Genomic DNA, 21,913 nt, shown 5'->3' with positions numbered 1-21,913 from the left:
AATGGCGGGTCCGGCCTTTTTTACCTCCTGGCGCGGTACGCTGCCCGTGCGGTGGCGGGGCTTGATAGTGCCTTATGGTAAGGCGTTGGGGATTTTTGTGGTGGGCTACGCGGGCGCTACGGCGGTAGGGCAGCCGTGGTCACTGGGCCACTGGTGGAGCCTGGGAGTGCCAGCGCTGACTGCCTTTGGGGTGTGCTGGTGGCTGTGGCGGCCCTGGGCGCTACTAGCCACTAACTCCAGGGGCGAACTGCGCCGCCTACCCCTCTGGCTCCTGTGGATAGTGCTGGTGCTGCTGGGCTGGAGCTTGCGCAACTACCTGCGCTATCGGCTGGGTGAAGCCCGCGATATGCACAGTGCGCAGGAGCTAGTACGGCCTGGCAATGCCATATTTTTTCGGCTGCATAGCTCGTTTTACCTCGACCGAGCGCATGTGGGGCGCTACGCGGTTTCGCGGGTCAATACCCTAAAAGGCGGCACGAAGAATTATTTTGCTACGTACAATTACGCCTGCCCACTACTGGTAGCAGCCACCGACACCAGTGTTTTTCGCCTGACGCCCCCCGCCTGGCTGAGCTATTCTTACCGGGCCGACCTCGGCAATGACCTCACGCCTGGCGAGCGCAACTGGCGCTACCAAAACTTCGTGGCCCGCACCGATGCCCGCTTCGATTCGCTGCCGCTCGCCCGCTTCACGTATCTGCTGCGGGTCGACAACCCCGACCCTGCCCAGTACCAGGCGGTGCGCGCCAGCCGGCTAGCACCTTTCTACGGCTCGCCGCTGCTGCTGGCTCCCATTCGCGCGCCATTTGCGGTGCGCGGCACGCGCACGCTTCGCCTGGGTTTGTGGCTTGTCGGACTGGGTAATAGCGCGGTTATTTTTTTATTGTTGGTAATGCCCCTGCGCCCAACCGACTAGCTTCCGCGCCAGCCCTACCCCCCCGCACAGCGTTCAGGCTGCCGATTTGCCAGTACTTTTTATCGCTTCAACTAATGCTCTACCTTATCCCTACCCCCCTCGCCGAGGGCAGCGCGCCGCAGGTGCTACCGCCGCAGGTGGTGGCAGCCGTGGCCCGGCTGCCCTATTTCCTGGTCGAAAACCTGCGCACCGCCCGCCGCTTCGTGAAGGAGGTAGCGCCGCACCGCGTCATCGAAGACATTCGCTTCGAGCTGATTGACAAAGACAGCACGCCTGCCCAGGTGAAAGCCGCGCTGGAGCCCTTGGTTAAGCAAAAACTGGATGCCGGCGTGCTCTCGGAGGCGGGCTGCCCGGGTATTGCCGACCCCGGCGCAGCGCTGGCCCAGGAGGCGCACCGGCTGGGGCTGGTGGTGCGGCCGCTGGTGGGGCCGTCGTCTATCTTGCTGGCCCTCATGGGCTCGGGGCTGAACGGGCAGCGGTTTGCCTTTCACGGCTACCTGCCCATTGAGAAGGCCGCCCGCATTGCGGCCCTCAAAACCCTGGAGAAAGAAGCCGCCCAGCGCGACCAGAGCCAGCTCTTTATCGAAACGCCCTACCGCAACGACCAGCTGCTGGCCGACCTGCTCGCGCACCTCCAGCCCGCTACCCGCCTGTGCGTGGCCGCCGACCTCACCGCCCCCACCGAGTACCTGCGCACGCTGCCCGTGGCCACCTGGCGGCAGCTGCCCGAGCTGCCGCAGCTGCACAAGCGCCCGGCAGTGTTTGCGCTGGGCAAGTAGGGCGATAGTGATTAATGACTAACAACGAGTGACTAATGGAAGACTTGTGCAAAGGCATCTGTCCTTCATTAATTACTCGTCACTAGTGATTAATCACTATTTCCCAACGCTGCCGCCGCCGCTCACTTCTTTGGTCACGGCTGGCGAGCCGAAATAGCGAATGGCGGCGCCGCTGCTTGCTTCGGCCAGCAACGATTCGCGCACGGCCAGGCGCACGGTGCTGCCGTTGGTGGCCTCAATTTGGCCGCGGTCGGTTTGCAGGCCTTCCCCATCGAAGGTTGAGCCGCTGGCAATGCGCAGGTCGAAGCGCGGAGCGCGGCCACTGAGCGTGACGGTGCTGCCGCTACTCTGGCGCACCACCAACACACCCACCACCAGGTCGCTGGCCTGGCAATTGGCCCCCGACGAGGCATCGAGCTGAAAATCGGAAGCCGTAAAATTACCCGAAGCCCGCACCTGCGCCCCGCTGCCCGCCGTGAGAGCCGTGAGCTGGTCGGCCGTTACGGCCACGCGCAGCTGCTTGCTGTTGCGCTCGCGCTTGACGTTGCTGAAGCCCCGGTCATCGGGGTTCTCGTAGTGAATGGAAAGCACGCCGCTAACCACCGCAGTGAGAATATGGTCGCGAAAATCGGCCGTGGTCGCGCTTACTTCTACCCGCTGCGCGTGGCCGGCCGTAAGCAGCAACTCAATCCCGGTACCTACCGTAATGGCGTGGAAGGGCGCGAGCGAGCGCACCTGCGGCCCATTGGCCGCCTGCGCCAGCACAGGCACCACACCCACGAGCCACAGCAGCAGCGGAAGTAATAGTTTTTTCATAAAAGGTATTTAAATAAAAGAAGAAGGGGAAGAGAGTAGGTGCCGGGGCTAGCCCGCCGCGCAAAGAAACCAGCTTTTGCAGCTGTTCCACACTGAAGCTCTCCTGCTTGTACTGCTTGCGGCGGGCAGCGCTTCGGGTTGCTAGCGGGCAAGCAGGGTAGGGGCGCCCTGGCCAGTGGCCAGGCCCATAACTGGCATATTCAGGCTTTTGTGTAAATTGCCCTCACTGTCAGACCTTTGCTGCACATTTCTACTCTTCTTTTCAGCTATGTACGAACAACTAACTGGCGGGCTTCGGGCCAGCCAGCGGCCACTGCGCACGCTCGCACGCCGCTCTGCCGTCGTTTCTTTTAGTGAGCCTGGCCCTGCGCCGAGGAGTTTTGGGAGTGGCCGCCGCGCGTGGCCCAGGTTGGCACGGCCCAGCGCGCGGCTGGTAGTACCTAGTGGGATGGTAATACTACACTAACCTGTTCGAGCCATGACCATCGACCAGATTTACCTGCTTTTCAGCGAGTGCGCCAGCCTCACTGCCCCGAAACGGCGGCATCGTCGCCGCCCCAGCCGCCGCGATGCCGCGGCGGCGCAGCACCCGCCCCAGCGTCCGCCACAGGATAAGCAAGTCGAGCCCTAGACTCTCATGCTCGACGTACCAGACGTCGTAGGCAAATTTCGCTTCCCAGCTAATGGCGTTGCGGCCATTGACCTGCGCCCAGCCCGTGAGGCCGGGCCGCACGAGGTGGCGGCGCGCCTGCTGGGGCGAGTACAGCGGCAGGTACTGGGGTAGCAGCGGGCGCGGGCCCACCAGGCTCATATCACCGCGCACGATGTTCCAGAGCTGGGGCAGCTCGTCGAGCGAGGTGGCGCGCAGCCAGCGGCCCAGGGGGGGTAGGCGCTGGGCATCGGGCAGCAGCTGGCCGGTGGCGGGGTCGCGGGCGCTGGTCATGGTTTGCAGCTTGTAGAGCGTGAACAGTCGCCCGCCCAGCCCCGGCCGCGCCTGCCGAAACAGCCAGCTGCCGCCGTTCTGCGCGGCGGCCAGGGCCGCGCCCAGCCCCAGCAGCGGCGCCGTGAGCACTGCCAGCGGCAGGGCCACGGCCAGGTCGAGCAGGCGTTTGCCACGGTACATGGGGTAATGACGAATGACTAGTGACTAATGGGCGGCAAAGAACGTCACGCTGAACGCGCTGGAGCATCTTGGTTGATTCGCTTCCTGTTGCTCAACGGTCCAGTGGAAGATGCTTCTCGCCGTTCGGCATGACGTTCTTTGCTACCCATTAGTCATTCGTCACTAGTCCTTCGTCATTACCCACTATCCTCTTGCTCACCTTCCCCAACGCCAAGCTCAACCTGGGCCTCTACGTGACGGCGCGGCGGCCCGACGGCTACCACGAGGTCGAAACCGTGTTCCTACCCCTGCCCTGGACCGACGTGCTCGAAGTGCTGCCCGCGCCTACTGGCCAGGCCGCGTCCGACCTCACGCTTACCGGCCGGCCCATTCCCGGCGAGGTATCTACCAACCTGTTCCTCAAAGCTTTCGAGTTACTCAAAGCCGATTTTCGCGACTTGCCAGCGGCCCAAATGCAGCTGCACAAGATTGTGCCCATCGGCGCGGGGCTGGGCGGAGGCTCGGCCGATGCGGCGTTTGCGCTGCGGGCCATTGGCGAGGTATTTGGGCTGCACCTGACTACGGAACAGCTCGAAAACTACGCCCGGCGCCTGGGGGCCGACTGCGCCTTTTTTATTGAGAATACGCCCCGGCTGGCGCGCGGCAAGGGCGATATTTTTGAGCCGATTGCGCTGAGCGTCAGCGGCACAGCGTGCGTGGTGGTGTATCCGGGGCTGCACATTAGCACGCCGCAGGCATTTGCGGGCATTGTGCCGCAGGCCCCGGCCTACCCCCTGCGCGAGGCGTTGGCCCAGCCCATGAGCAGCTGGCGCGCCACCGTCAGCAATGATTTTGAAAAATCATTGGCCCCTACCCACCCCGTACTGGCCGACATCAAGCAGCAGCTTTACGCGGCGGGCGCTACGTATGCCAGCCTATCGGGCTCGGGCTCAGCGGTGTATGGGCTTTTTAAAGGGGTAAGCGAAGCTCCTACCCTACCCTGGCCGGCCGAGTATCTGGTGTGGCGCGGGGTGTTGTAGCATAAGCTTTAGCTTGTGCGTGCTATAACCTAACCCGCACAAGCTAAAGCTTATGCTACAAATTGCTTGCGCAGGCGGCGCTGGTTCCAGCGGTCGAGCACGGGGTGCACGAGCACGCTGGCCAGGATGAGCACCGTGCCGGCGTAGAAGCCGCCCGACATCTTTTCCTGCCCAAAGCCCGGCACGTGCAGCACGAACATGAGCTGCGCCAGCACGATGCCGTAGACCGGCTCCAGGTTGATGGTGAGGTTGACGACGAAGGCCGAAATCCGCTTCATCAACTCCACCGATGAGGAGAAGGCATACACCGTGCACACGCCCGCCAGCAGCAGCAGCCACAGCCAGTCGAGGCCGTGCCAGGCCAGCTGCAGACCCGCGCCGTGCGTGAAATAGCGGCTATAAATGGGGAAGAACAGCACGATGCTCAGGCAGGCGCCCAGCATCTCGTAGAAGGTGAGCCGCACCGGCGCGTGGCGCTTCACCAGCTGCGAGTTGAGCACGCTAAACAACGCCGACAACCCCGCCGACACCACCGCCACCAGCAAGCCGGTGAGCTGGTTGAACTCGGCCTGCGAAATCAAATACAGCCCCAGCATGGCCAGCAGGCCCAGGCCCACCTCGTAGGGCCGCACCCGGCGCCACAGCAGCAGCGGCTCCAGCAGCGAGGTCCAGAGCGCCAGCGTGGCCAGGCCCGCCAGGCACACGCTCACCGACGAGAGGCGCGCGGCCAGGAAAAACGTAATCCAGTGCGCGGCCACCAGCGCCCCTACCCCCAGTAGTTTCAGCGCCTCGGCCGGGGCCACGCGCCAGCCGGTGCGCCGCAGCAGCAGTAGCCCCGCTAGCCCGCTGCTGGCCAGCAGCGTGCGCCAGAATACCAGTTCGACCGGCGGCACCGTCAGCAGCTTGCCTAGTATGGCGGTGAAGCCCCACAGCAGGACGATAAAATGCAGCTTGAGGTAGTCTTTTAGCATAATTTTTTTTTGTCATTGCGAGCGCAACGAAGTGAAGCGCGGCAATCTTTCCTTGGTCGTTGGGGTAGTAATCAAACGAAAGCAAACGATTAGGAAAGATTGCCGCGCTCCGCTTTGCTACGCTCGCAATGACGGGCGATTTTACTTAGGCACCACGCGATACAGGAAAAGCCCAATCACGGAAAACACGATGCCCGGCACCCACGCGGCCAGCATGGGGGGTAGGGAGCCCACCGAGGCCAAGTTGCGCGAGAGCATCACGAAGATGATGAAAATAAACGCTAGCACGAAGCCCAGCGCGATTTGCCCGCCCACGCCGGCGCGGCTCTTGCGGGCGCTCAGCACCACCCCGATGAGGGTGAGAATAATGGTATCGAAGGGGTAGGCGTAGCGCTCGTATTTCACGCTCAGGTACTGGGCCGTGTCGTTGGCGCCGCGCATGATTTTGGTGGCAATCAGGTCGTTGAGCTCGGGCGAGGTCAGGGTTTCGGCCAGGCGGTAGGTGCTGGCAAAGTCCTTGGGGTAAAGGTTGAGGGTGGTGTCGCGGGCCGGGATGGATTGCAGCGATTCGCCAGTTTGGCCGTGGAAGGTGCGCACCGTTTGGTTGGTCATTTTCCAGGCCTGCTTGGTCGAGTCCCAGGTGATGGCGTCGGCCGTGAGGCGGCGGCGCAGCACCGTACTGTCGATGGTTTCGAGGGCGAAGCGGTAGCCCACGTTGCGGTCGGCGTCGTAGCTCTCGAGGTACACGTAGCTGCGCGGCCCGATTTTGACGTGGATGTTGCGCCCCTCGTACTTCCACGGTTCCTGCACGTGCAGGTTCTCAAACTTCACTATCTCCTTGGTACCCTTCGGGATAATCCAGCTGATGAGCCCAAAGGTGAGCACCGCAATGATGCTGGCCCCCATCACGTAGGGCACCAGCAGCCGCTCGAAGCTCATGCCGCTGGCCAGCATGGCCACCAGCTCGGTGCGCGCCGCCAGCCGCGAGGTCACAAACACCACCGCAATGAAGATGGTGATGGGCGCCAGCAGGTTGGCAAAATACGGAAACAGGTACACGTAATAGTGCGTGAAAACGTGCCAGAACGTGAGGTTGTGGTGCAGGAAGTCGTCGTTCTTCTCCGTGTAGTCAATCACGCAAATCACCGATACGAGCATCAGCACCGTGAAAAAGAACGCGGTGAGAAACTTGCTGATGATGTACTTGTCTAGTATGCGCATTTGATAAAATTTATCCTAACAAAATCGCCTGTCATTGCGAGCCTGCGAAGCAATCGCACCCGAACGATAGCCGCGCCACCCGGCTATTCGCACCGGTTGTCATAGCAAACCTGCAAAGCAGTCGCCCCAGAACGAAACCAAGTGCACCGCATTATTATTCCGCCATCAAATCCTGCCAGGTCGGATTCATTTCCATTATTAATGTCAGCTTCTTAGCCCGCGAGCCAGCTTTCAGCTGCTTCTCGCGCTCGATGGCCTGCATGGTACTAGGTGACGTTTCAAAATAGACCAGCTTGCTCACGTTGTATTGCTTGGTGAAACCCTCAACTGCACCGGCTTTGTGCTCGCCTACCCGGCGCTCCAGATTATTCGTTACGCCAACGTAAAGCACTGTGTGGTAAGGGTTAGTCAGAATATACACGTAGTAGGTGTTCATACGAGGTCGTTCGGGTGCGATTGCTTCGCAAGCTCGCAATGACAAATGGCCTGGGCTTAGGCTGTTCTAATGGGGTCGTTCGGGTACGATTGCTTCGCAGGCTCGCAATGACAGGTGGCGCGGACGATTAAAGGCGCCGCATCAATTTTTCTACCATTACCGTTTTCCAGGGCCCAAACGTGCCGGCCACTATTTGCTTGCGTGCCTCCTTCACCAGCCAGAGATAAAACGTGAGGTTGTGCATGGAGGCAATTTGCGCGCCCAGAATTTCCTTGGAGTGAATGAGGTGCCGCAGATAGGCCTTGGTGTAGAACGTGCTGGCGTAGCCGCCCAAATCCTCATCAATGGGCGAAAAGTCGTCGGCCCACTTCTTATTAGTCACGTTGATAATGCCCTGCGTGGTGAAAAGCATGCCGTTGCGGGCGTTGCGGGTGGGCAGCACGCAGTCGAACATATCGACGCCCAAGGCGATGTTTTCCAGGATGTTGGCGGGCGTCCCTACCCCCATCAGGTAGCGCGGCTTGTCGGCGGGCAGGATGTCGCAGACCAGCTCGGTCATCTCGTACATGAGTTCGGCGGGCTCGCCCACGCTCAGGCCGCCGATGGCGTTGCCGGCGCGGCCCTGCGCGGCGATGAACTCGGCCGATTGCACCCGCAAATCCTTGAAGGTGCTGCCCTGCACGATGGGAAAAAGCGTCTGCTCGTAGCCGTAGAGCGGCTCGGTGCTGTCGAGGCGCTGGATGCAGCGCGTGAGCCAGCGGTGCGTCATGTCGAGGGAGCGGCGGGCGTAGTCGTACTCGCACGGCCAGGGCGTGCACTCGTCGAAAGCCATGATGATATCGGCCCCGATGCGGCGCTGAATATCCATCACGCCCTCGGGCGAAAACAGGTGCTTCGAGCCGTCGATGTGCGAGCGGAAGGTGACGCCTTCCTCCTTAATCTTGCGGGTGCCCGAGAGCGAAAACACCTGGTAGCCCCCGCTATCGGTGAGGATGGGGCCGTCCCAGCCGTTGAACTTGTGCAGGCCGCCGGCGGCCTGTAGCACATCGAGGCCGGGGCGCAGGTAGAGGTGGTAGGTATTGCCGAGGATAATCTGGGCCTGCACATCGTTTTTTAGCTCGCGCTGGCCCACAGCCTTGACGGTGCCGGCCGTGCCCACGGGCATAAAAATGGGCGTCTCGATGTCGCCGTGGGCCGTGGTGAGGCGGCCGGCGCGGGCTTTGGTGGCCGGGTCGCGGGCCAGGAGGTCAAACTTCATTCTGCCAAAATTACCGCCGGCTTACCTTTGCGGCCCAGTTCCGTGTTGCTACCCTCTTTCACATCCCTACCCCCCGCGCTTTTGCTGTTGCCCCTGCTGCTTGTGCAGCTGTGGTTTGGGCTGCGTTATTTCCGGCCTTTTGCGCGGCGGCCCGCCGAAGCGGCGGCCGATGAGCCGGGCCCCGATACCGAGCCGGTATCCATCATTCTGTGCGCCCACAACGAGCTCGACAACCTGCGCGAGCTGGTGCCGCTGCTGCTGCGCCAAGCCTACCCCCCCGGTTTTGAGCTGGTGCTGATTGACGACCGCAGCCACGACGATACCTACCTCTACGCCCAGCAGCTGAGCCAGTATTACCCCGGCCGCTTCCGGCTCGTGACGGTGGCACACACGCCGGCCGGCTTCGCACCCAAAAAATATGCGCTCACGCTGGGTATCAAGGCGGCGCGCTACGAGCGGCTGCTCTTCACCGACGCCGACTGCCGGCCCGCCGGCCCCGACTGGCTGCACCTGATGCAGCGCGGCTTTGCCCAAAACAACGGGGCCGATATGGTGCTCGGCTACTCGGGCTACGCTGAGCTGCCGGGGCTGCTCAACCAGCTTATCCGCTACGAAACGCTGCTCACGGCGGGCCAATACCTGAGCTTTGCCTGGGCGGGCAAGCCCTACATGGGGGTAGGGCGTAACCTGGCCTATACCAGAAGCACTTTTCAGCGTACCAAGGGTTTTGCCAGCCACATGCGCCGATTGAGCGGCGACGACGACCTGCTGGTGCAGGATGCGGTGGCCGCCGGCGCCCGCGCCGCCGTGGTGGCCGACCCGCCCGCCCACACCCTGAGCCAGCCCGCCGAAACCTGGGGCGCGTGGTGGCGCCAAAAGCGCCGGCACCTCTCGGCCGGGGGCCGCTACCGGGCCGCCGACCGCCGCCGAATTGGCCTTTTTATGGGTAGCAACGTGCTTTTCTACCTGCTCACACCGGCCGTTTTGGCAGTTGCACTGAGCCCCGAAAACTTGGTATCTTTGGCAATAATCTGGTTGGCGCGAACATTGTTGCTCGCGCTGGTTTATACACCGCTGGCGCGCCGGTTGCGCACCAACTTCCCGCCGCTGCTGTTGCCGGCGCTCGACTTTCTCTACTTTGCTCTTTACTGCGCCTGGGGCTTATCTCTGCTCCGGCGCCGCCCGCTCCAATGGAAGTAAACCCTGCTGATATTCAAAAACAGTTCTCGTCCAAGGCCAAGCACGACTTCAAGCTGATTCGGGCCGCCGTAGACCACGGCGATGAGAAGGCCTACGCCGAATTGATGCACATCTATAAAAAGCCCGTGTTTCACGTGGTGCTCAAGATGGTGCGCAACCCCGACGATGCCGAGGACCTCACCATCGAGGCTTTTGCCAAGGCGTTTAAGAACCTGCACAAATTCAACCCCGAGTTTGCCTTCAGCACCTGGCTTTTCCGCATTGCCACCAACAACTGCATTGATTTTATTCGCAAAAATAAAATCAAGACCATGAGCATTGACTCGGCGGTGAAGATGGGCGACGGCGACGAGATTCAGCTCGAATTTCGCGATAACGACCTCAACCCGGCCGATATCACGATTAAGAATCAGAAAATCGAAATCATGCGCCACGTGGTGTCGCGCCTGCCCGACAAGTACCAGCGCCTCGTGAGCCTGCGCTACTTCGACGAACTGAGCTACGAGGAAATCGCCACCGAGCTCAAAGCGCCCCTCGGCACCGTGAAGGCGCAGCTGCACCGCGCCCGCGAGCTGCTCTACGACATGGTGAAGGACAAGAAGGAGTTTATTTAATCTATTGATAGGCTGACCGTAAGAACGTCATGCAGACCGAAGGGAAGCATCTCGCGTGCAGCAGTAATTTCTACCGTTAGATTTTACTACCCCACGCGAGATGCTTCCCTTCGGTCTGCATGACGTTCTGTTTTGCTGCCCTACCCCCTGCTTTAGCCCCAATCCTTGATGACGCTTCTTACCAAGTATTTCCCTGACCTCACCAAGCACCAGCTGGCCCAGTTTGCGCGCCTCGAAACCGAGTTTAAAGCCTGGAACGCGCAGATAAACCTGGTGGCCCGCACCGACACCGACAACCTCCTGGAGCGTCACATTCTGCACTCGCTGGGGTTAGCCAAGGTGGTGCAGTTTCCGGCCGGCAGCGCGGTGCTCGACGTGGGCACCGGCGGCGGCCTGCCCGGCCTGCCGCTGGCTATCCTATTCCCGGAAGTGAAATTTCACCTCGTTGATAGCATTGGCAAAAAGATTCGGGCCGTGCAGTTTATGGCCGCCGACCTGGGCCTGACCAACGTGACGGCCGACCAAATCCGGGCCGAAGACGTGCGCGAGAAATTCGACTTCGTGGTGAGCCGCGCCGTGGCCCGCCTGGCCACTTTCCACCCCTGGATAGCCCACCGCTACAAAGCCAAGCCCGCCAAGGGCGCCGGCCTCTATTACTTGAAAGGCGGCGAGTTGGAGGAAGAAATTGCCGAAAGCGGCCTCGTGGCGCGGGTCGTGGACCTGGGCGAGTTTTTTGAGGAAGAGTTTTTCGAAACGAAAAAAGTGGTCGTGGTGCCGGTATAAGGGCAGCGACTTATTTACTGGCCTCTTCTTTCGCAAACAGTTGCTGCAACTCCTCCAGCAGCTCGTTGCGCACGGCGTCTTCCTGGCCGGGCGTGGTGTGCACGCGGAAAGCCGCCGTCATGGTGGCGCCGGGCTTGAGCGATACGATGCTGACTTGCGGCAAGGGGGTAGGGAGCACCCGGCTGGTGCGCTGCATGAGGGGCACGGCGCGCTGGCGCAGGGCATCGAGGTCGGTGGTGCTGTCGAGCTCCAGCTGGACCTCAACGGCCGCTTGCATGGGGTGGGCTTTGTTGACGATGACGCCGTTGGAAGTGGCCCCGTTGGGCAGAATCACGGTGTCGCCCTGCGAGGAGAGCAGGATGGTATTGAAAATCTGGATGGCCACTACGGTACCGCTTTTACCCTGGCTCTCAATAACATCGCCCACCGTGAAGGGTTTGAAAACCAGAATCAGCACGCCGCCCGCGAAGTTGGCCAGCGTGCCCTGCAAAGCCAGGCCCACCGCCAAGCCCGCCGCCCCCAGAATGGCCACAAACGAGGTCGTTTGAAACCCGACCATGCCCGCCGCCGAAATAAGCAGCAGCACCTTGAGCAAGATGCTGAACATGCTGGTAAGAAACGAGCTGAGCGACACATCGAGCCGGGCCGTGGCCTCCGCTACCAGCCGGCTCAGCCAACTGATAACCCACCAGCCCACCACCAGCAGCAGGATGGCCGCTGCCAGCCGGGGCAGGTAGAGCACCACGAGGCTCGTGAGGCGCTCGACATAAGTATTAACTTGCACAGCAGAGAAGGGGGAAGCGGTGGGAATAAGCATAAGTAAACGGGGACCAGCAGGGGGGGTAGGGCGATTTTATACGGCGCTATGGCACTAACGGGCGGGCGGGAGCAGCTCAACGCGCAGCATTTTATCACCGATTTCGAGCTGCTGCACCACGGCCAGGCCCTGCACTACCTGGGCAAAGATGGTGTAGCGGCCGTCGAGGTGGGGGGTAGGCTGGTGGGTGAAAAAGAATTGGCAGCTCTCGGTATCCTTGCCGGCCGAGGCCAGGCCCACCGCGCCCGCGCCGTAGTTCAGCTGCGCAAATTCGGAGCGCAAATTATACGGCGTGCTGCCCGAACCATCGCCGCGCGGGTCGCCGCCCTGGGCCACGAAGTCGGGCACTACGCGGTGGAAATACAGCCCGTCGTAGAAGTGCTGCTTAATCAAGCTCACGAAGCTGGCTACCGAGCCGGGCGCTTCTACTACCTTCAATTCCAGAATTATAACACCTTTGGTGGTCGCCAGCTGCACGCGCTGGCCCACCGGGATGGTCTGCACCAGCGCCCAGTCGATGGGGTGCTGGCTGGCGGGTCCCACGGGCGCGGGCGCCGGCTTGGGGGCTTTGGTGAGCTTATCCAAAGCCTGCTGCAAGCCCAGCCAAGCCTCGATTTCGCGGGGCAGCGTGAGCTTGCGCTGGGCCTGGTGCAGGGCGGCTTGGTCCTCGGGTTGGGGGATAGGGACGAGCGCGGGGTTGGCCAGCGCCTCGGCGGCGGTGGCGAGTTGGGCCACGTCGCCGCCGGCCAGCGCTCGCCGCAGCGCCGCCGTGAAATCGGCCTGCCGGGCGGCGGGGAAATTCTTGCTGCCGCGCAAGCTCACCAGCGCCGCCAGCGCCGTGCCGGGCACCACAAGCGGTCCGGCAGTGAGCGCGGCTTCTTGCGCCAGAAAATCAAATTGCGCCGGGTCTTCGCTGAGCGCGGTGAGCAGCGCGGCTTTTTCGTATTGATTGGCAGTGTGCTGGTAGCGAGCGCGGATGGTATCGGCGATGGTTGGGCGGCGGGCGGCGCGGGCATGATGCAACCCGGCTTGCAGGATAATAGCTCGCGTGCGCCAATGGCGAACACCACTGGCTACGAGTAAAAAATCACCATTAAGCTGGGAGCTATCAGCAGGCAGCTTCAATAGCCATTCTGCGGCAACCAGAGTTTCCTGCGCTGAGGGTCTTGCCAAACTACTGGTTATAATCGCCGCTGACGGGATGGAAAACCGCATCGGCAGCGCCCGCAGCGCCGCAATGCGCGGCCGGTGGTCCACATCCGAGCCCGCTGCTTTTATCAGCGCCGCATACGCTGCGGGGCGAGCTACCCGGCCCAGCGCCGACGCGCAATTTTCGCGCACGAAATAATCGGGGTCATTCTCCACGGCTTTTAGCAGCACCGGCAGCGCTACTTGCGCCAGCGTCGAATCCTGGCCGCGCACCCGCGCCAGGGCGGCCGACGCGCCGGCCCGCGCCGGGGCCAGCCCATGTCCCGGCTGGGCCAGCAACGTCGTGGTTTGGCGCACCACCTCGGGCGTGGCGAGGCCGCGCAGCGTGGCGCGGTACAGCGCCCAGGCCCGGCCGGGCGCGGCGGCCGAATCGGGGCCGGCCGGCTTCACTTCCCAAATCTGGCTGACGGTGCGCCGGGTGATGCAGCGGCCCAGCGCCTCGTAGGCGGCGCGGCGGGCAGGAGCGCTGGCTTCGGGCTGGGCTAGGCGCTGGGATAGGGCGGGCACGGCTGTGCTGTCGCCGGCTTGGCCCAGGGCGTAGGCGGCGGCGCGGCGCACGGCGGGGTTGGCATCGCGGAGCAGGGGCAGGAGCGCGGGCGTGGCCTTTTTATCCTGCACTGAGGCGAGGGCCTCGGCGGCGGCGGCGCGGTAAGTTGGGTTCTTATCCTGCAGAAACGGCAGCAGCACGGCCGTGCGGCGCTCGTCCTGGGCGGTGGCGATGCGGCGGCGCGTGGCGTCGGCATAGGGGTGGGCGGGCCGGGTGGGAGGGCCGACGAGCAGCAGCGCCAGAAAAAACGAGAGCATAAGCCAGATAAAATTTTGCCTCCGCAAGTAGCACCCAATCCAGCTTACGCGCCGGTAGCGCTCCGTAGCGCGAACTTTGTAGTTCGCGTCTCCGCGCCGGTAGCATCGAAACCAAACGGCGCGGGAATGCGAACTACAAAGTCCGCGCTACTATACTATGCCTACCCCCCCCGACCCGCACCAGCTGCGCATCCAGGATTTTCACTACGACCTGCCGGCCGAGCGCATCGCGCCCGAGCCCCTACCCGACCGCGCCGCCAGCCGCCTGCTGGTGAGCCGCGCGGGCGTTATTACGGATAAGACTTTCCGCGACCTGCCCGATGAGCTGCCGGCCGATAGCCTCTTGATTTTCAATGATACCCGCGTGGTGCGGGCGCGGCTGATGGCCCAGCGGCCCACGGGCGGCGTGGTCGAGCTGTTTTGCCTGGAGCCCGTGGCCCCGCACCGGGCGCTGGAGCCGGCCTTGCAGCAAACCGCCGCCTGCACCTGGCGCTGCCTGGTGGGCAACGGCCGCCGCTGGAAAAGCGGCCCCGTGAGCCTGGAATTCCGCTTTGCGGGACAGCCCGCCACGCTGTGGGCCGAGCGCCAGGCCACCGAGGCGGGCGGCGAAAGCCTGATTGATTTCCGCTGGGAGCCCAGCTCACTGCCCTTTGCCGAGGTGCTGCGCGCCGCCGGTCACCTGCCCCTACCCCCCTACCTGCACCGCACCGACACCGCCGCCGACGCCGTGCGCTACCAAACCGTGTACGCGGCCCACGAGGGCGCCGTGGCCGCGCCCACCGCCGGCCTGCACTTCACCCCCGAGCTACTGGCCGAGCTGGGCCGGCGCGGCATTGCTACCGGCCAGGTAACGCTGCACGTGGGCGCCGGCACCTTTCAGCCCGTGAAGGCCGAAACCATGGCCGACCACCCCATGCACGCCGAGCCGATAATCGTGCAGGCCAGCCTGTTGAGGCAGCTGCTGGCGCACCGACCGCGGCCGGTTATCGCGGTGGGCACCACTAGCCTGCGCACCTTGGAGAGCCTCTACTGGCTGGGCGCGGCGCTGGTGCGCAGCCCTACCCCCCCCGCCGCGCTGCAAGTAGACCAGTGGCAGCCCTACCAGCCGCTGGCTGCGGGCGAGGCCGAAATTTCGGCCGAGGCGGCGCTGCAAGCGCTGCTGGCGCACCTGGAGGCAACGGGCTCGGCTGCCCTTGAGGCCAGCACGCGGCTGCTGATTGCGCCGGGCTACCGCTTCCGGCTGGTGCAAGGGCTGATTACCAATTTTCACCAGCCCGAGAGCACGCTGCTACTGCTGGTGTCGGCCCTGCTTGGTACTGGCTGGCGCGCGGTGTACGACCACGCCCTGGCCCATCGCTACCGCTTCCTGAGTTACGGCGACTCGTCGCTGCTTTTGCCCTCATTAATAGGATGATTGCGGGGTTTAATTGACTTTGGCACGGGGTTTGAAAAGTATTTCTCAACTTTTAGTGGCAACCCACGTTGGGCCGCTGCGTAAAAGTCTTCGAAAATACCTTTTCCCCTTTCGCCATGAAAAAAGTACTCCTGCTGGCAGTTACCTGCGCTTTCGCCACCGCCGCTTTCGCCCAGACACCCGAAACTGAAGTAAAGGTTCGTAACAACGGCACGACCAAAACCGTGACCACGACCGGCAAAACCAACGTGGGCGCCGCCCTCGACAACACGGTTGATGCTGCTGGCAATGTAGCCTCGAAAGCTGGTCACAAAATCAAGACCGGCACCCAGAAGGCCAGCCGCAAGCTGCGCAAAAGCACCAAGAAAATGGAAAACAAGACGGAGTAGTCTTACTCCATCTTAATCCTAAAAAAGCCCCGGCTCCGGCCAGGGCTTTTTTTTTGCGCCCTGCCGACCAGCGAGGGGGTAGGCGCGCTAATTGCCCGCCGCTTTTTCGCGCAGTTCATGCAGGGTTTTTTCCACTACGCTGCTGCCGAATATGCTTACGCCCGCATTGAGCACCACCAGCGCTACGGTACCGGCCAGCACCCAGGTACCCGTTGGCTTGCCCTTCGCTTTTAGGCTGCCGGCCCAGTCAACCATGCTCGCCCCGGCCCCGATGGCAAGCAGCCCGGCGGGCGCGAGGAGCAACCATTTTTTTTTGTGTGTCATGTGTAGAAGTAGGAACGCACGGTTTGTAAAAGGGTCAGGTCTAGCCCCGCTTACTACATACTTGCGAGCGGCCGGCGGAGTTGCCACGGGAAGACAATCTTACTTGCTTCAAAAAATAATGCATGTGATTTTAATAGGGCTCACCATACATTCAGGCATTTTTAACGGGCAATAGGCTAAATACTACGGTCATTTTAGCTGAAAGTGAGTATTTTTTACCACTACCCCCTAACTTCGCAGAGGTCATTTAGCTAAATTATTTTCGTATGTCGCGCAAACAAATGCTTGCCCGTCCTTCGCTGGTAGTGTTGGCAGTGCTGGCGCTCGGCGCTGCCTTCCTACCCCACCACCACCCCGATGCCGCGCCCAACTCGCTGCAAGCCGCCGATATAGCCTGGATGCTGGTTTCGACGGCGCTGGTGCTGCTGATGACGCCGGGGCTGGCCTTTTTCTACGGCGGCATGGTGAACCGGGGCAACATCATCTCGACGATGCTGCAAAGCTTTATCTCACTGGGGGTCATTTCGTTGCTGTGGTACGTGGTGGGTTTTTCGCTGGCCTTTGGCGATGACATTGGCGGGGTAATTGGTGACCCGCGCACGTTTTTCATGTTCAATAATGTGGGCACCGCGCCCCACCCCACGCTGGGCGCGGGGCTGCCGCTGGTGCTGTTTGCGGCGTTTCAGCTCAAGTTTGCCATCATCACGCCGGCGCTCATCACGGGCGGCTTTGCCGAGCGCATCCGGTTTTGGGGCTACCTCATTTTTATCTGCTTTTTTAGCCTGTTTATCTACTGCCCGCTGGCGCACTGGGCCTGGCACCCCGACGGCTTCCTGTTTAAGTGGGGCGTGCTCGACTTCGCGGGCGGCACGGTAGTGCACATTTCGGCGGGCTTTGCAGCGCTGGCCGGGGCGCTGGCCATTGGCCGCCGCCGCTCGCACCTCGACGGCCACGCCCACGCGCCGGTCAACATTCCGTTCGTGATTCTGGGCACCGGGCTGCTGTGGTTTGGCTGGTTTGGCTTCAACGCCGGCTCGGCCATGGGGGCCAATGCGCAGGCCGTGCAGGCCTTCGTGACCACGCACTTTGCTTCGGCCGCCGCCATGCTCACCTGGATGGTGCTGGAGGCCGCCCGCGGGCAGCGGCCCTCGGCCATGGGCGCGGCCGTGGGCGCGGTGGTGGGGCTGGTGGCCATTACACCGGGGGCGGGCTACGTGGCCTACGGGCCGGCCATTGCCATCGGCATTCTGGCGTCGGGCGTGAGCTTCGGGGCCGTAGTTTTAAAAAACCGCACTACCCTCGACGACACGCTCGACGTGTTTCCGTGCCACGGCGTGGGCGGCATTGTAGGCATGCTGGCCACGGCGCTGTTTGCGCAAAAGGGCGGCCTATTTACGGGCGGCGGGCCTACCCTGCTCTACTACCACCTGCTCACGCTGGTAGTGGTGGGCGTGTTTACCTTCGGCGGCTCCTGGATTTTGTACCGGATTACCAACCTTATTGTGCCCATTCGGGTAAACGCTGAGAACGAAACCCACGGCCTCGACACCAGCCAGCACGGCGAAACCATGCTGGCGGCGTAGGGAATTGTAACTGCTGGATTATGAATTAGAGCCTGAAACCTAACTGCGCTAATTCATACATGCAGCATTTGCAATTCATAATTTACAACTCCCCGTGACTCAGTTATTTTTCTCAGAATTTCAAGACGACAATCACCCAAACGCTCCTCTAGGCTCTCCACGCCCGCTGGTAATTGTGGGGGCCGGCGGCCTCGGCCGTGAAATAGCCGTGCTCGTGGCCCAGCTCAACGAGGCGGGCAGCAACTGGGATTTGCAAGGTTTTTACGACGATAAGGTGCCGGCTACCCCCACCGTGGCGGGCCTGCCCTACCTGGGTACCATCGCCGACCTAGCCGCGACCCCTACCCCCCTGGCGGTGGCCGTAGCCGTGGGCAGCAGCGCCGGGCGGGCCGCTGTGGTGGGCCAGCTCACGTCGACGCAGCTGTCGTTTCCGGCGCTGGTGCACCCGCAGGTGGCTTTGCGCGTGCATCAGCGCATCAGCATCGGCGCGGGCTGCCTCATTCAGCGCGGCTGCATCCTCACCTGCGACATTACCCTGGGCCACTTTGTGCTGCTCAACTTGGGCTGCACCGTGGGCCACGATGCGGTGCTCGAAGACTTTTGCTCGCTGATGCCGCACGCCAACGTGGGTGGCGGGGCGCACCTCGAAACCGGCGTGTACCTGGGTACCAATGCGACCATTATCCAGCAAATTCGGGTGGGCGCGCGCGCTACCGTGGGCGCCGGCGCCGTAGTGGTGCGGCATCTGCCCGCTGGGTGCACCGCCGTGGGCGTGCCGGCAAAGGCCATTATCAATAATCAGTGAACAAGTATCAATTATCATTTTCAAGGCGCTGAACGGCTCTTTCTTTGCAGCACCAGCTTGCCTTGCTGACTGATAATTGCTCACTGCTAACTGATAACTGAGTTTGGACCGTATTTACCTTTCGCCCCCGCACCTGGGTCGCCACGAGCTCAACTACCTGCTTAAGGCGGTGGAAGACAATTGGGTAGCCCCCGTGGGTCCCAATCTGAATGGCTTTGAGGCCGACATTTGCGCGGCGGTGGGTGTGCCTTATTGCGTGGCGCTGAACTCGGGCACGGCGGCCCTGCACCTGGGGCTGCTACTGCTGGACGTGGGGCCGGGCGATGAGGTACTGTGCCCCTCCTTCACCTTCGTAGCCACGGCCAACGCCATCCGGTACTGCGGCGCTACCCCCGTATTCGTGGATAGCGAGGCCGATACCTGGAACATTTGCCCCGCGCACCTGCGCGAAGCCATGGAGGACCGCATCCGGCTGGGCAAAAAGCCGAAGGCGCTGCTGCTAGTGCATCTCTACGGCATGCCCGCCAAGCTGCCCGAAATCCTGGCCCTGGCCGCCGAATTCGATATTCCTATTCTGGAAGATGCGGCCGAGGCGCTGGGCTCCAGCTGGCAGCACCAGCCGCTGGGCGGCTTTGGGCGGGTAGGGGTGTTTTCGTTTAATGGTAATAAGATACTGACGACCAGCGGCGGCGGCGCGCTCGTGACCTACGACCGCGAGCTGGCCGCGCGGGCGCGCTTTCTGGCCACCCAGGCCAAGGACCCAGCCCCGCACTACCAGCACTCGGAAGTGGGGTACAACTACCGCCTATCCAACTTATTAGCTGGCATCGGCCGGGGCCAGATGGAGCTACTGCCTGACCGCGTGAAGCGCCGCCGCGAGATTTTTAACTGGTACCACGAGCACCTCACCGGCCTGCCCGGCCTGGCGCTGGCCCCTACCCCCGAGCCGGCCGGCAGCCTCAGCAATCGCTGGCTCACTACCCTACTACTCGACCCGGAAGCGACGGCCGCTACCCCCGAAAGCGTGCGCCAGCACCTCGAAACGCGCCGCATTGAGAGCCGGCCGCTCTGGAAGCCCATGCACTTGCAGCCGCTTTTTGCCAGCGCGCCCATGTATGGCGGCGCGGTGTGCGCGGGCCTGTTTGCCCGCGGCCTGTGCCTGCCCAGCGGCACCGCCATGGGCGATGAAGAGCTGAACCGCGTAGCCAAAGCGTTGCGCGAAGCGCTAAGTGTAGGGTAAGCTTTAGCTTGCCGCCTAGCCGCACGCCCGGCAAGCTAAAGCTTACCCTACACGCTTACAGCTTAATCGTTTTCTTGGTAATCATCTGGCCGTCAATTGTAACGGTAGCCACATAGAGGCCGGCTTTCAGGTGCGTGCCATCTACGGGCAGCGCGTGCGCGCCGATGGCGAAGCGCTGGCCAGCCACTACGGTCTGCACTTTGCGGCCCATCTCGTCGAATAATTCTACCGTGACGGCGCCCGCCGTAGGCAGGGTAAAATTGACCTGAAACTGATTATCGAATGGCACGGGGCTCAGCTGGAAGGCGTCGGTAGTAGTAGCCGGCAGACCGCCCCGCACGTTGAGGGTAGTAGCAAACATGCTCAAATTCAGGAAATCAGCCATGACGGGCGTGAGCGACGTGTTGTCGAGCAGGCCTTTGCCGGTGAACTGCGAGGCGTGGGTGCCGGTGTTATCGTCTGCGCCTACCCACACATCCTGGGGGGTGTGGTTGCCCACGTTGCCCGACTGGTTAGCGCCGTTGCCGTTGGTGAGCGGGTTGGAGGCGTAGGCCACCACAATGCGCCGGCCGGTGGCCGAGGCGGGGGTAGGGTAGTCTTTGCCTTGGAAATTGGTCATGACGTAATCCGGAAACCAGCCGTTGGGGCCGCCGTCGCCGCGCACCAGGTTGGTGGGCGTGGCGTAGCCCAGCTCGGCGGTGGCCGACTTGGTGATGGCACCGGCGTAGGTGCGGATTTTGGTGCCGTTCTTGGCAAAGTCGGCCTCGTCGTGCAGGCCCGTTACGGCAAAGCCGCCGCACTCGTGGTCGGAGGTCGAGAGCAGCAGCGTGCGGCCGTTGGCGGGCGTGTTGAGCAGGGCGCGGCCCTCGGCCACGGCGTAGTCGAAGGCCATTACCTCCTTAATCATGTAGTCGGAGCCGTACACGTTGGTGGTGCGGGGCGAGGTGAGCGTGGCCGTAACCCCGGCGTCGCCGGTGCCGGCGTAGGTCGGCTTATCGGCATCCACCGCGTACTGGTTGGTGGTGCCCGAGCCGGCCACCACCGAAATGCCGCCCGTGTTGGAGTGCTCCAGGTGGTCGATGCGGCCGGCCTCTACCATCAAGAAAAAGCCCTTGCCGTTGCTTTTGGCGCGCAGCACCTGAATGGCGATGTTGGTCATGTCGGCCAGCGAGGGCTCCCAGGTGTTGGTGCTCTGGCGGTCCTGCTCGTAGCTGGCATGCGAGGCATTGAAGAGGCCCAGCAATTTTTTGCCATTAGGACCGTACTGGGTAAGGTTGTTGGCCACATTCAGCAGGGCGTCGCGGCTGTTCACGTAGCTGTAGTTGCGGTTATCTACGGCATACTTCACTAGGTCCACGTCGTCGGCGCGGGTGCCGGCCAGCGTCACGGCCGTGCCCCCTGCGTTGTTGATGGGCTGGCCGGCGGCATTCACTACGTTCTTGTAGGTGCTGGCCGCGTTTTTGGGCAGGAAGTGGCGGGCGCCGCCGCCGAGCACGACGTCCAGCTCTACCCCTACTTTGGTGGTGGGCAGCTGCCAGTCGCGGGCCGCTTGGTACTTGTAGGAAGCCGTGGGGCTGCTATTGTAAATGGCCTCGTACTCAGCCTCCGACGAAGCAATGTATTGAGCCGCAATGTAATCCTCCAGGTCGCGAAACCAGATGTGGCTGGCAAACGCGGCCGGCGTGGCGTGCGTGATGCGGGCCGTGCTCACCAGGCCCACCGCGTAACCCTGCTTCTTGGCAGCTTCCAGAATGGTTTCGAGGGGCGTGCCGGTGGCGGCATTCATGGCAATTACCTCGTTGTCCTGCTTGCCGGGCTTGCCGCAGGCGTACACCGAGGCGCCGGGCGCCGAGTCGGTAATCCAGGAGTTGAGCGAGTGGGTCGTGACGGTGGCGTTGTACTTGAGCTTGTCGAGGTTAAGGACCTGAAAGCCCGCGTCGGTGGCGAAGCGCTTGCCGTCGCGGCCCTGGCCCATGGCCATGCGTGCAGCCGTTTTGGGGGCTAGCCCAAAGCCGTCGCCGATGTACATAATGACGTTGTTGTTAGTGGCCTGCGCCTGGGCGAGCTGCCCACCGGCCGCCGCTAGCAACAACCCGCTCACGAGTAAAAATTTAGCTTTCATAAACCCTGAAAAAATGTGGAAAAAAGAAGCCCCGTAACCGGCCGCAAAATTGGCCGGCCTGCGTGAGGCG

The 21,913-nt window shown here is 62.5% G+C and carries 21 protein-coding genes; 11 read left to right on the top strand and 10 right to left on the bottom strand.

The genetic code is table 11. The features are described 5' to 3' along the window. Position 1: 1 nt before the first annotated feature. Together E4631_RS01645 and E4631_RS01640 are read left to right on the top strand one after the other, a co-directional pair. Entirely contained in the window at positions 2–916 is a 915-nt protein-coding gene (locus E4631_RS01645) for a hypothetical protein (RefSeq protein WP_133658356.1), read from the top strand. 74 nt (positions 917–990) lie between these two features. Next, on the top strand, positions 991–1,695 hold the full coding sequence (locus tag E4631_RS01640) for an SAM-dependent methyltransferase (protein WP_133658355.1): 705 nt from the start codon (positions 991–993) through the stop codon (positions 1,693–1,695). A gap of 96 nt (positions 1,696–1,791) precedes the next feature. Here the strand turns inward: E4631_RS01640 and E4631_RS01635 are convergent, their stop codons facing one another. Both E4631_RS01635 and E4631_RS01630 read right to left on the bottom strand, forming a co-directional pair. Then, positions 1,792–2,511, bottom strand: a complete 720-nt coding sequence (locus E4631_RS01635) for a head GIN domain-containing protein (protein WP_133658354.1) — start codon at positions 2,509–2,511, stop codon at positions 1,792–1,794. Positions 2,512–2,968: 457 nt separating this feature from the next. After that, complete coding sequence (locus tag E4631_RS01630; RefSeq protein WP_133658353.1) at positions 2,969–3,634, bottom strand: sugar transferase; 666 nt, start codon at positions 3,632–3,634, stop codon at positions 2,969–2,971. Positions 3,635–3,825: 191 nt separating this feature from the next. Between E4631_RS01630 and ispE the strand changes: the two genes are divergently transcribed. After that, positions 3,826–4,653 (top strand): 4-(cytidine 5'-diphospho)-2-C-methyl-D-erythritol kinase, encoded by an 828-nt coding sequence (gene ispE, locus E4631_RS01625; protein ID WP_133658352.1) that lies wholly within the window; start codon positions 3,826–3,828, stop codon positions 4,651–4,653. Between the two features lie 50 nt (positions 4,654–4,703). Here the strand turns inward: ispE and E4631_RS01620 are convergent, their stop codons facing one another. From E4631_RS01620 to tgt, 4 genes are all read right to left on the bottom strand, one after another. After that, positions 4,704–5,624 (bottom strand): DMT family transporter, encoded by a 921-nt coding sequence (locus E4631_RS01620; RefSeq protein WP_133658351.1) that lies wholly within the window; start codon positions 5,622–5,624, stop codon positions 4,704–4,706. Positions 5,625–5,765: 141 nt separating this feature from the next. Further along, positions 5,766–6,845, bottom strand: coding sequence for an LptF/LptG family permease (locus tag E4631_RS01615; RefSeq protein WP_133658350.1), 1,080 nt, complete (start codon positions 6,843–6,845; stop codon positions 5,766–5,768). A gap of 154 nt (positions 6,846–6,999) precedes the next feature. Then, complete coding sequence (locus E4631_RS01610) at positions 7,000–7,281, bottom strand: GIY-YIG nuclease family protein (protein WP_133658349.1); 282 nt, start codon at positions 7,279–7,281, stop codon at positions 7,000–7,002. A gap of 127 nt (positions 7,282–7,408) precedes the next feature. Next, positions 7,409–8,539 (bottom strand): tRNA guanosine(34) transglycosylase Tgt, encoded by a 1,131-nt coding sequence (gene tgt / locus E4631_RS01605; protein WP_133658348.1) that lies wholly within the window; start codon positions 8,537–8,539, stop codon positions 7,409–7,411. 42 nt (positions 8,540–8,581) lie between these two features. On the opposite strand from tgt, the gene E4631_RS01600 reads away from it, so the two are divergent. From E4631_RS01600 to rsmG, 3 genes are all read left to right on the top strand, one after another. Continuing rightward, positions 8,582–9,739: a glycosyltransferase gene (locus E4631_RS01600; protein WP_166648142.1), complete on the top strand. Its 1,158-nt coding sequence runs from the start codon at positions 8,582–8,584 to the stop codon at positions 9,737–9,739. After that, positions 9,730–10,353 carry an RNA polymerase sigma factor gene (locus E4631_RS01595; RefSeq protein WP_133658346.1) on the top strand — a complete coding sequence of 208 codons (624 nt, stop codon included), beginning with the start codon at positions 9,730–9,732 and terminating at the stop codon, positions 10,351–10,353. The genes E4631_RS01600 and E4631_RS01595 overlap by 10 nt, the downstream gene beginning before the upstream one ends. A 168-nt stretch (positions 10,354–10,521) precedes the next feature. Further along, entirely contained in the window at positions 10,522–11,136 is a 615-nt protein-coding gene (gene rsmG, locus E4631_RS01590; protein WP_133658345.1) for a 16S rRNA (guanine(527)-N(7))-methyltransferase RsmG, read from the top strand. Between the two features lie 10 nt (positions 11,137–11,146). Here the strand turns inward: rsmG and E4631_RS01585 are convergent, their stop codons facing one another. Both E4631_RS01585 and E4631_RS01580 read right to left on the bottom strand, forming a co-directional pair. Then, entirely contained in the window at positions 11,147–11,920 is a 774-nt protein-coding gene (locus tag E4631_RS01585; RefSeq protein WP_240734591.1) for a mechanosensitive ion channel family protein, read from the bottom strand. A gap of 87 nt (positions 11,921–12,007) precedes the next feature. Continuing rightward, positions 12,008–13,966 (bottom strand): peptidylprolyl isomerase, encoded by a 1,959-nt coding sequence (locus E4631_RS01580; RefSeq protein WP_133658343.1) that lies wholly within the window; start codon positions 13,964–13,966, stop codon positions 12,008–12,010. A gap of 157 nt (positions 13,967–14,123) precedes the next feature. On the opposite strand from E4631_RS01580, the gene E4631_RS01575 reads away from it, so the two are divergent. Continuing rightward, positions 14,124–15,380 (top strand): S-adenosylmethionine:tRNA ribosyltransferase-isomerase, encoded by a 1,257-nt coding sequence (locus tag E4631_RS01575; RefSeq protein ID WP_133658342.1) that lies wholly within the window; start codon positions 14,124–14,126, stop codon positions 15,378–15,380. A gap of 116 nt (positions 15,381–15,496) precedes the next feature. Then, the gene (locus E4631_RS01570; protein WP_133658341.1) at positions 15,497–15,769 is read left to right on the top strand and encodes a hypothetical protein; all 273 of its coding nucleotides are present in this window, start codon (positions 15,497–15,499) and stop codon (positions 15,767–15,769) included. 87 nt (positions 15,770–15,856) lie between these two features. On the opposite strand, the gene E4631_RS01565 is transcribed toward E4631_RS01570, so the two are convergent. Then, positions 15,857–16,093 carry a hypothetical protein gene (locus E4631_RS01565; RefSeq protein ID WP_133658340.1) on the bottom strand — a complete coding sequence of 79 codons (237 nt, stop codon included), beginning with the start codon at positions 16,091–16,093 and terminating at the stop codon, positions 15,857–15,859. 266 nt (positions 16,094–16,359) lie between these two features. Here E4631_RS01565 and E4631_RS01560 point away from each other — a divergent pair, with 266 nt between their 5' ends. The 3 genes from E4631_RS01560 (at position 16,360) to E4631_RS01550 (ending at position 19,721) form a co-directional block, all read left to right on the top strand. Next, positions 16,360–17,676, top strand: a complete 1,317-nt coding sequence (locus E4631_RS01560; protein WP_133658339.1) for an ammonium transporter — start codon at positions 16,360–16,362, stop codon at positions 17,674–17,676. A gap of 94 nt (positions 17,677–17,770) precedes the next feature. Then, positions 17,771–18,481, top strand: coding sequence for an acetyltransferase (locus tag E4631_RS01555; protein ID WP_166648141.1), 711 nt, complete (start codon positions 17,771–17,773; stop codon positions 18,479–18,481). 103 nt (positions 18,482–18,584) lie between these two features. Then, positions 18,585–19,721, top strand: a complete 1,137-nt coding sequence (locus E4631_RS01550) for a DegT/DnrJ/EryC1/StrS aminotransferase family protein (protein ID WP_133658337.1) — start codon at positions 18,585–18,587, stop codon at positions 19,719–19,721. Positions 19,722–19,776: 55 nt separating this feature from the next. Here E4631_RS01550 and E4631_RS26885 read toward each other — a convergent pair whose 3' ends face one another. Then, positions 19,777–21,843 carry an alkaline phosphatase gene (locus E4631_RS26885; protein ID WP_166648140.1) on the bottom strand — a complete coding sequence of 689 codons (2,067 nt, stop codon included), beginning with the start codon at positions 21,841–21,843 and terminating at the stop codon, positions 19,777–19,779. Positions 21,844–21,913: the final 70 nt, after the last annotated feature.

The organism is Hymenobacter sp. UV11, from assembly GCF_004684095.1.
GTDB lineage: Bacteria > Bacteroidota > Bacteroidia > Cytophagales > Hymenobacteraceae > Hymenobacter.
The sequence above is the reverse complement of the archived record's forward strand: the minus strand, read 5'-3'. Positions and strand labels throughout refer to the sequence as shown.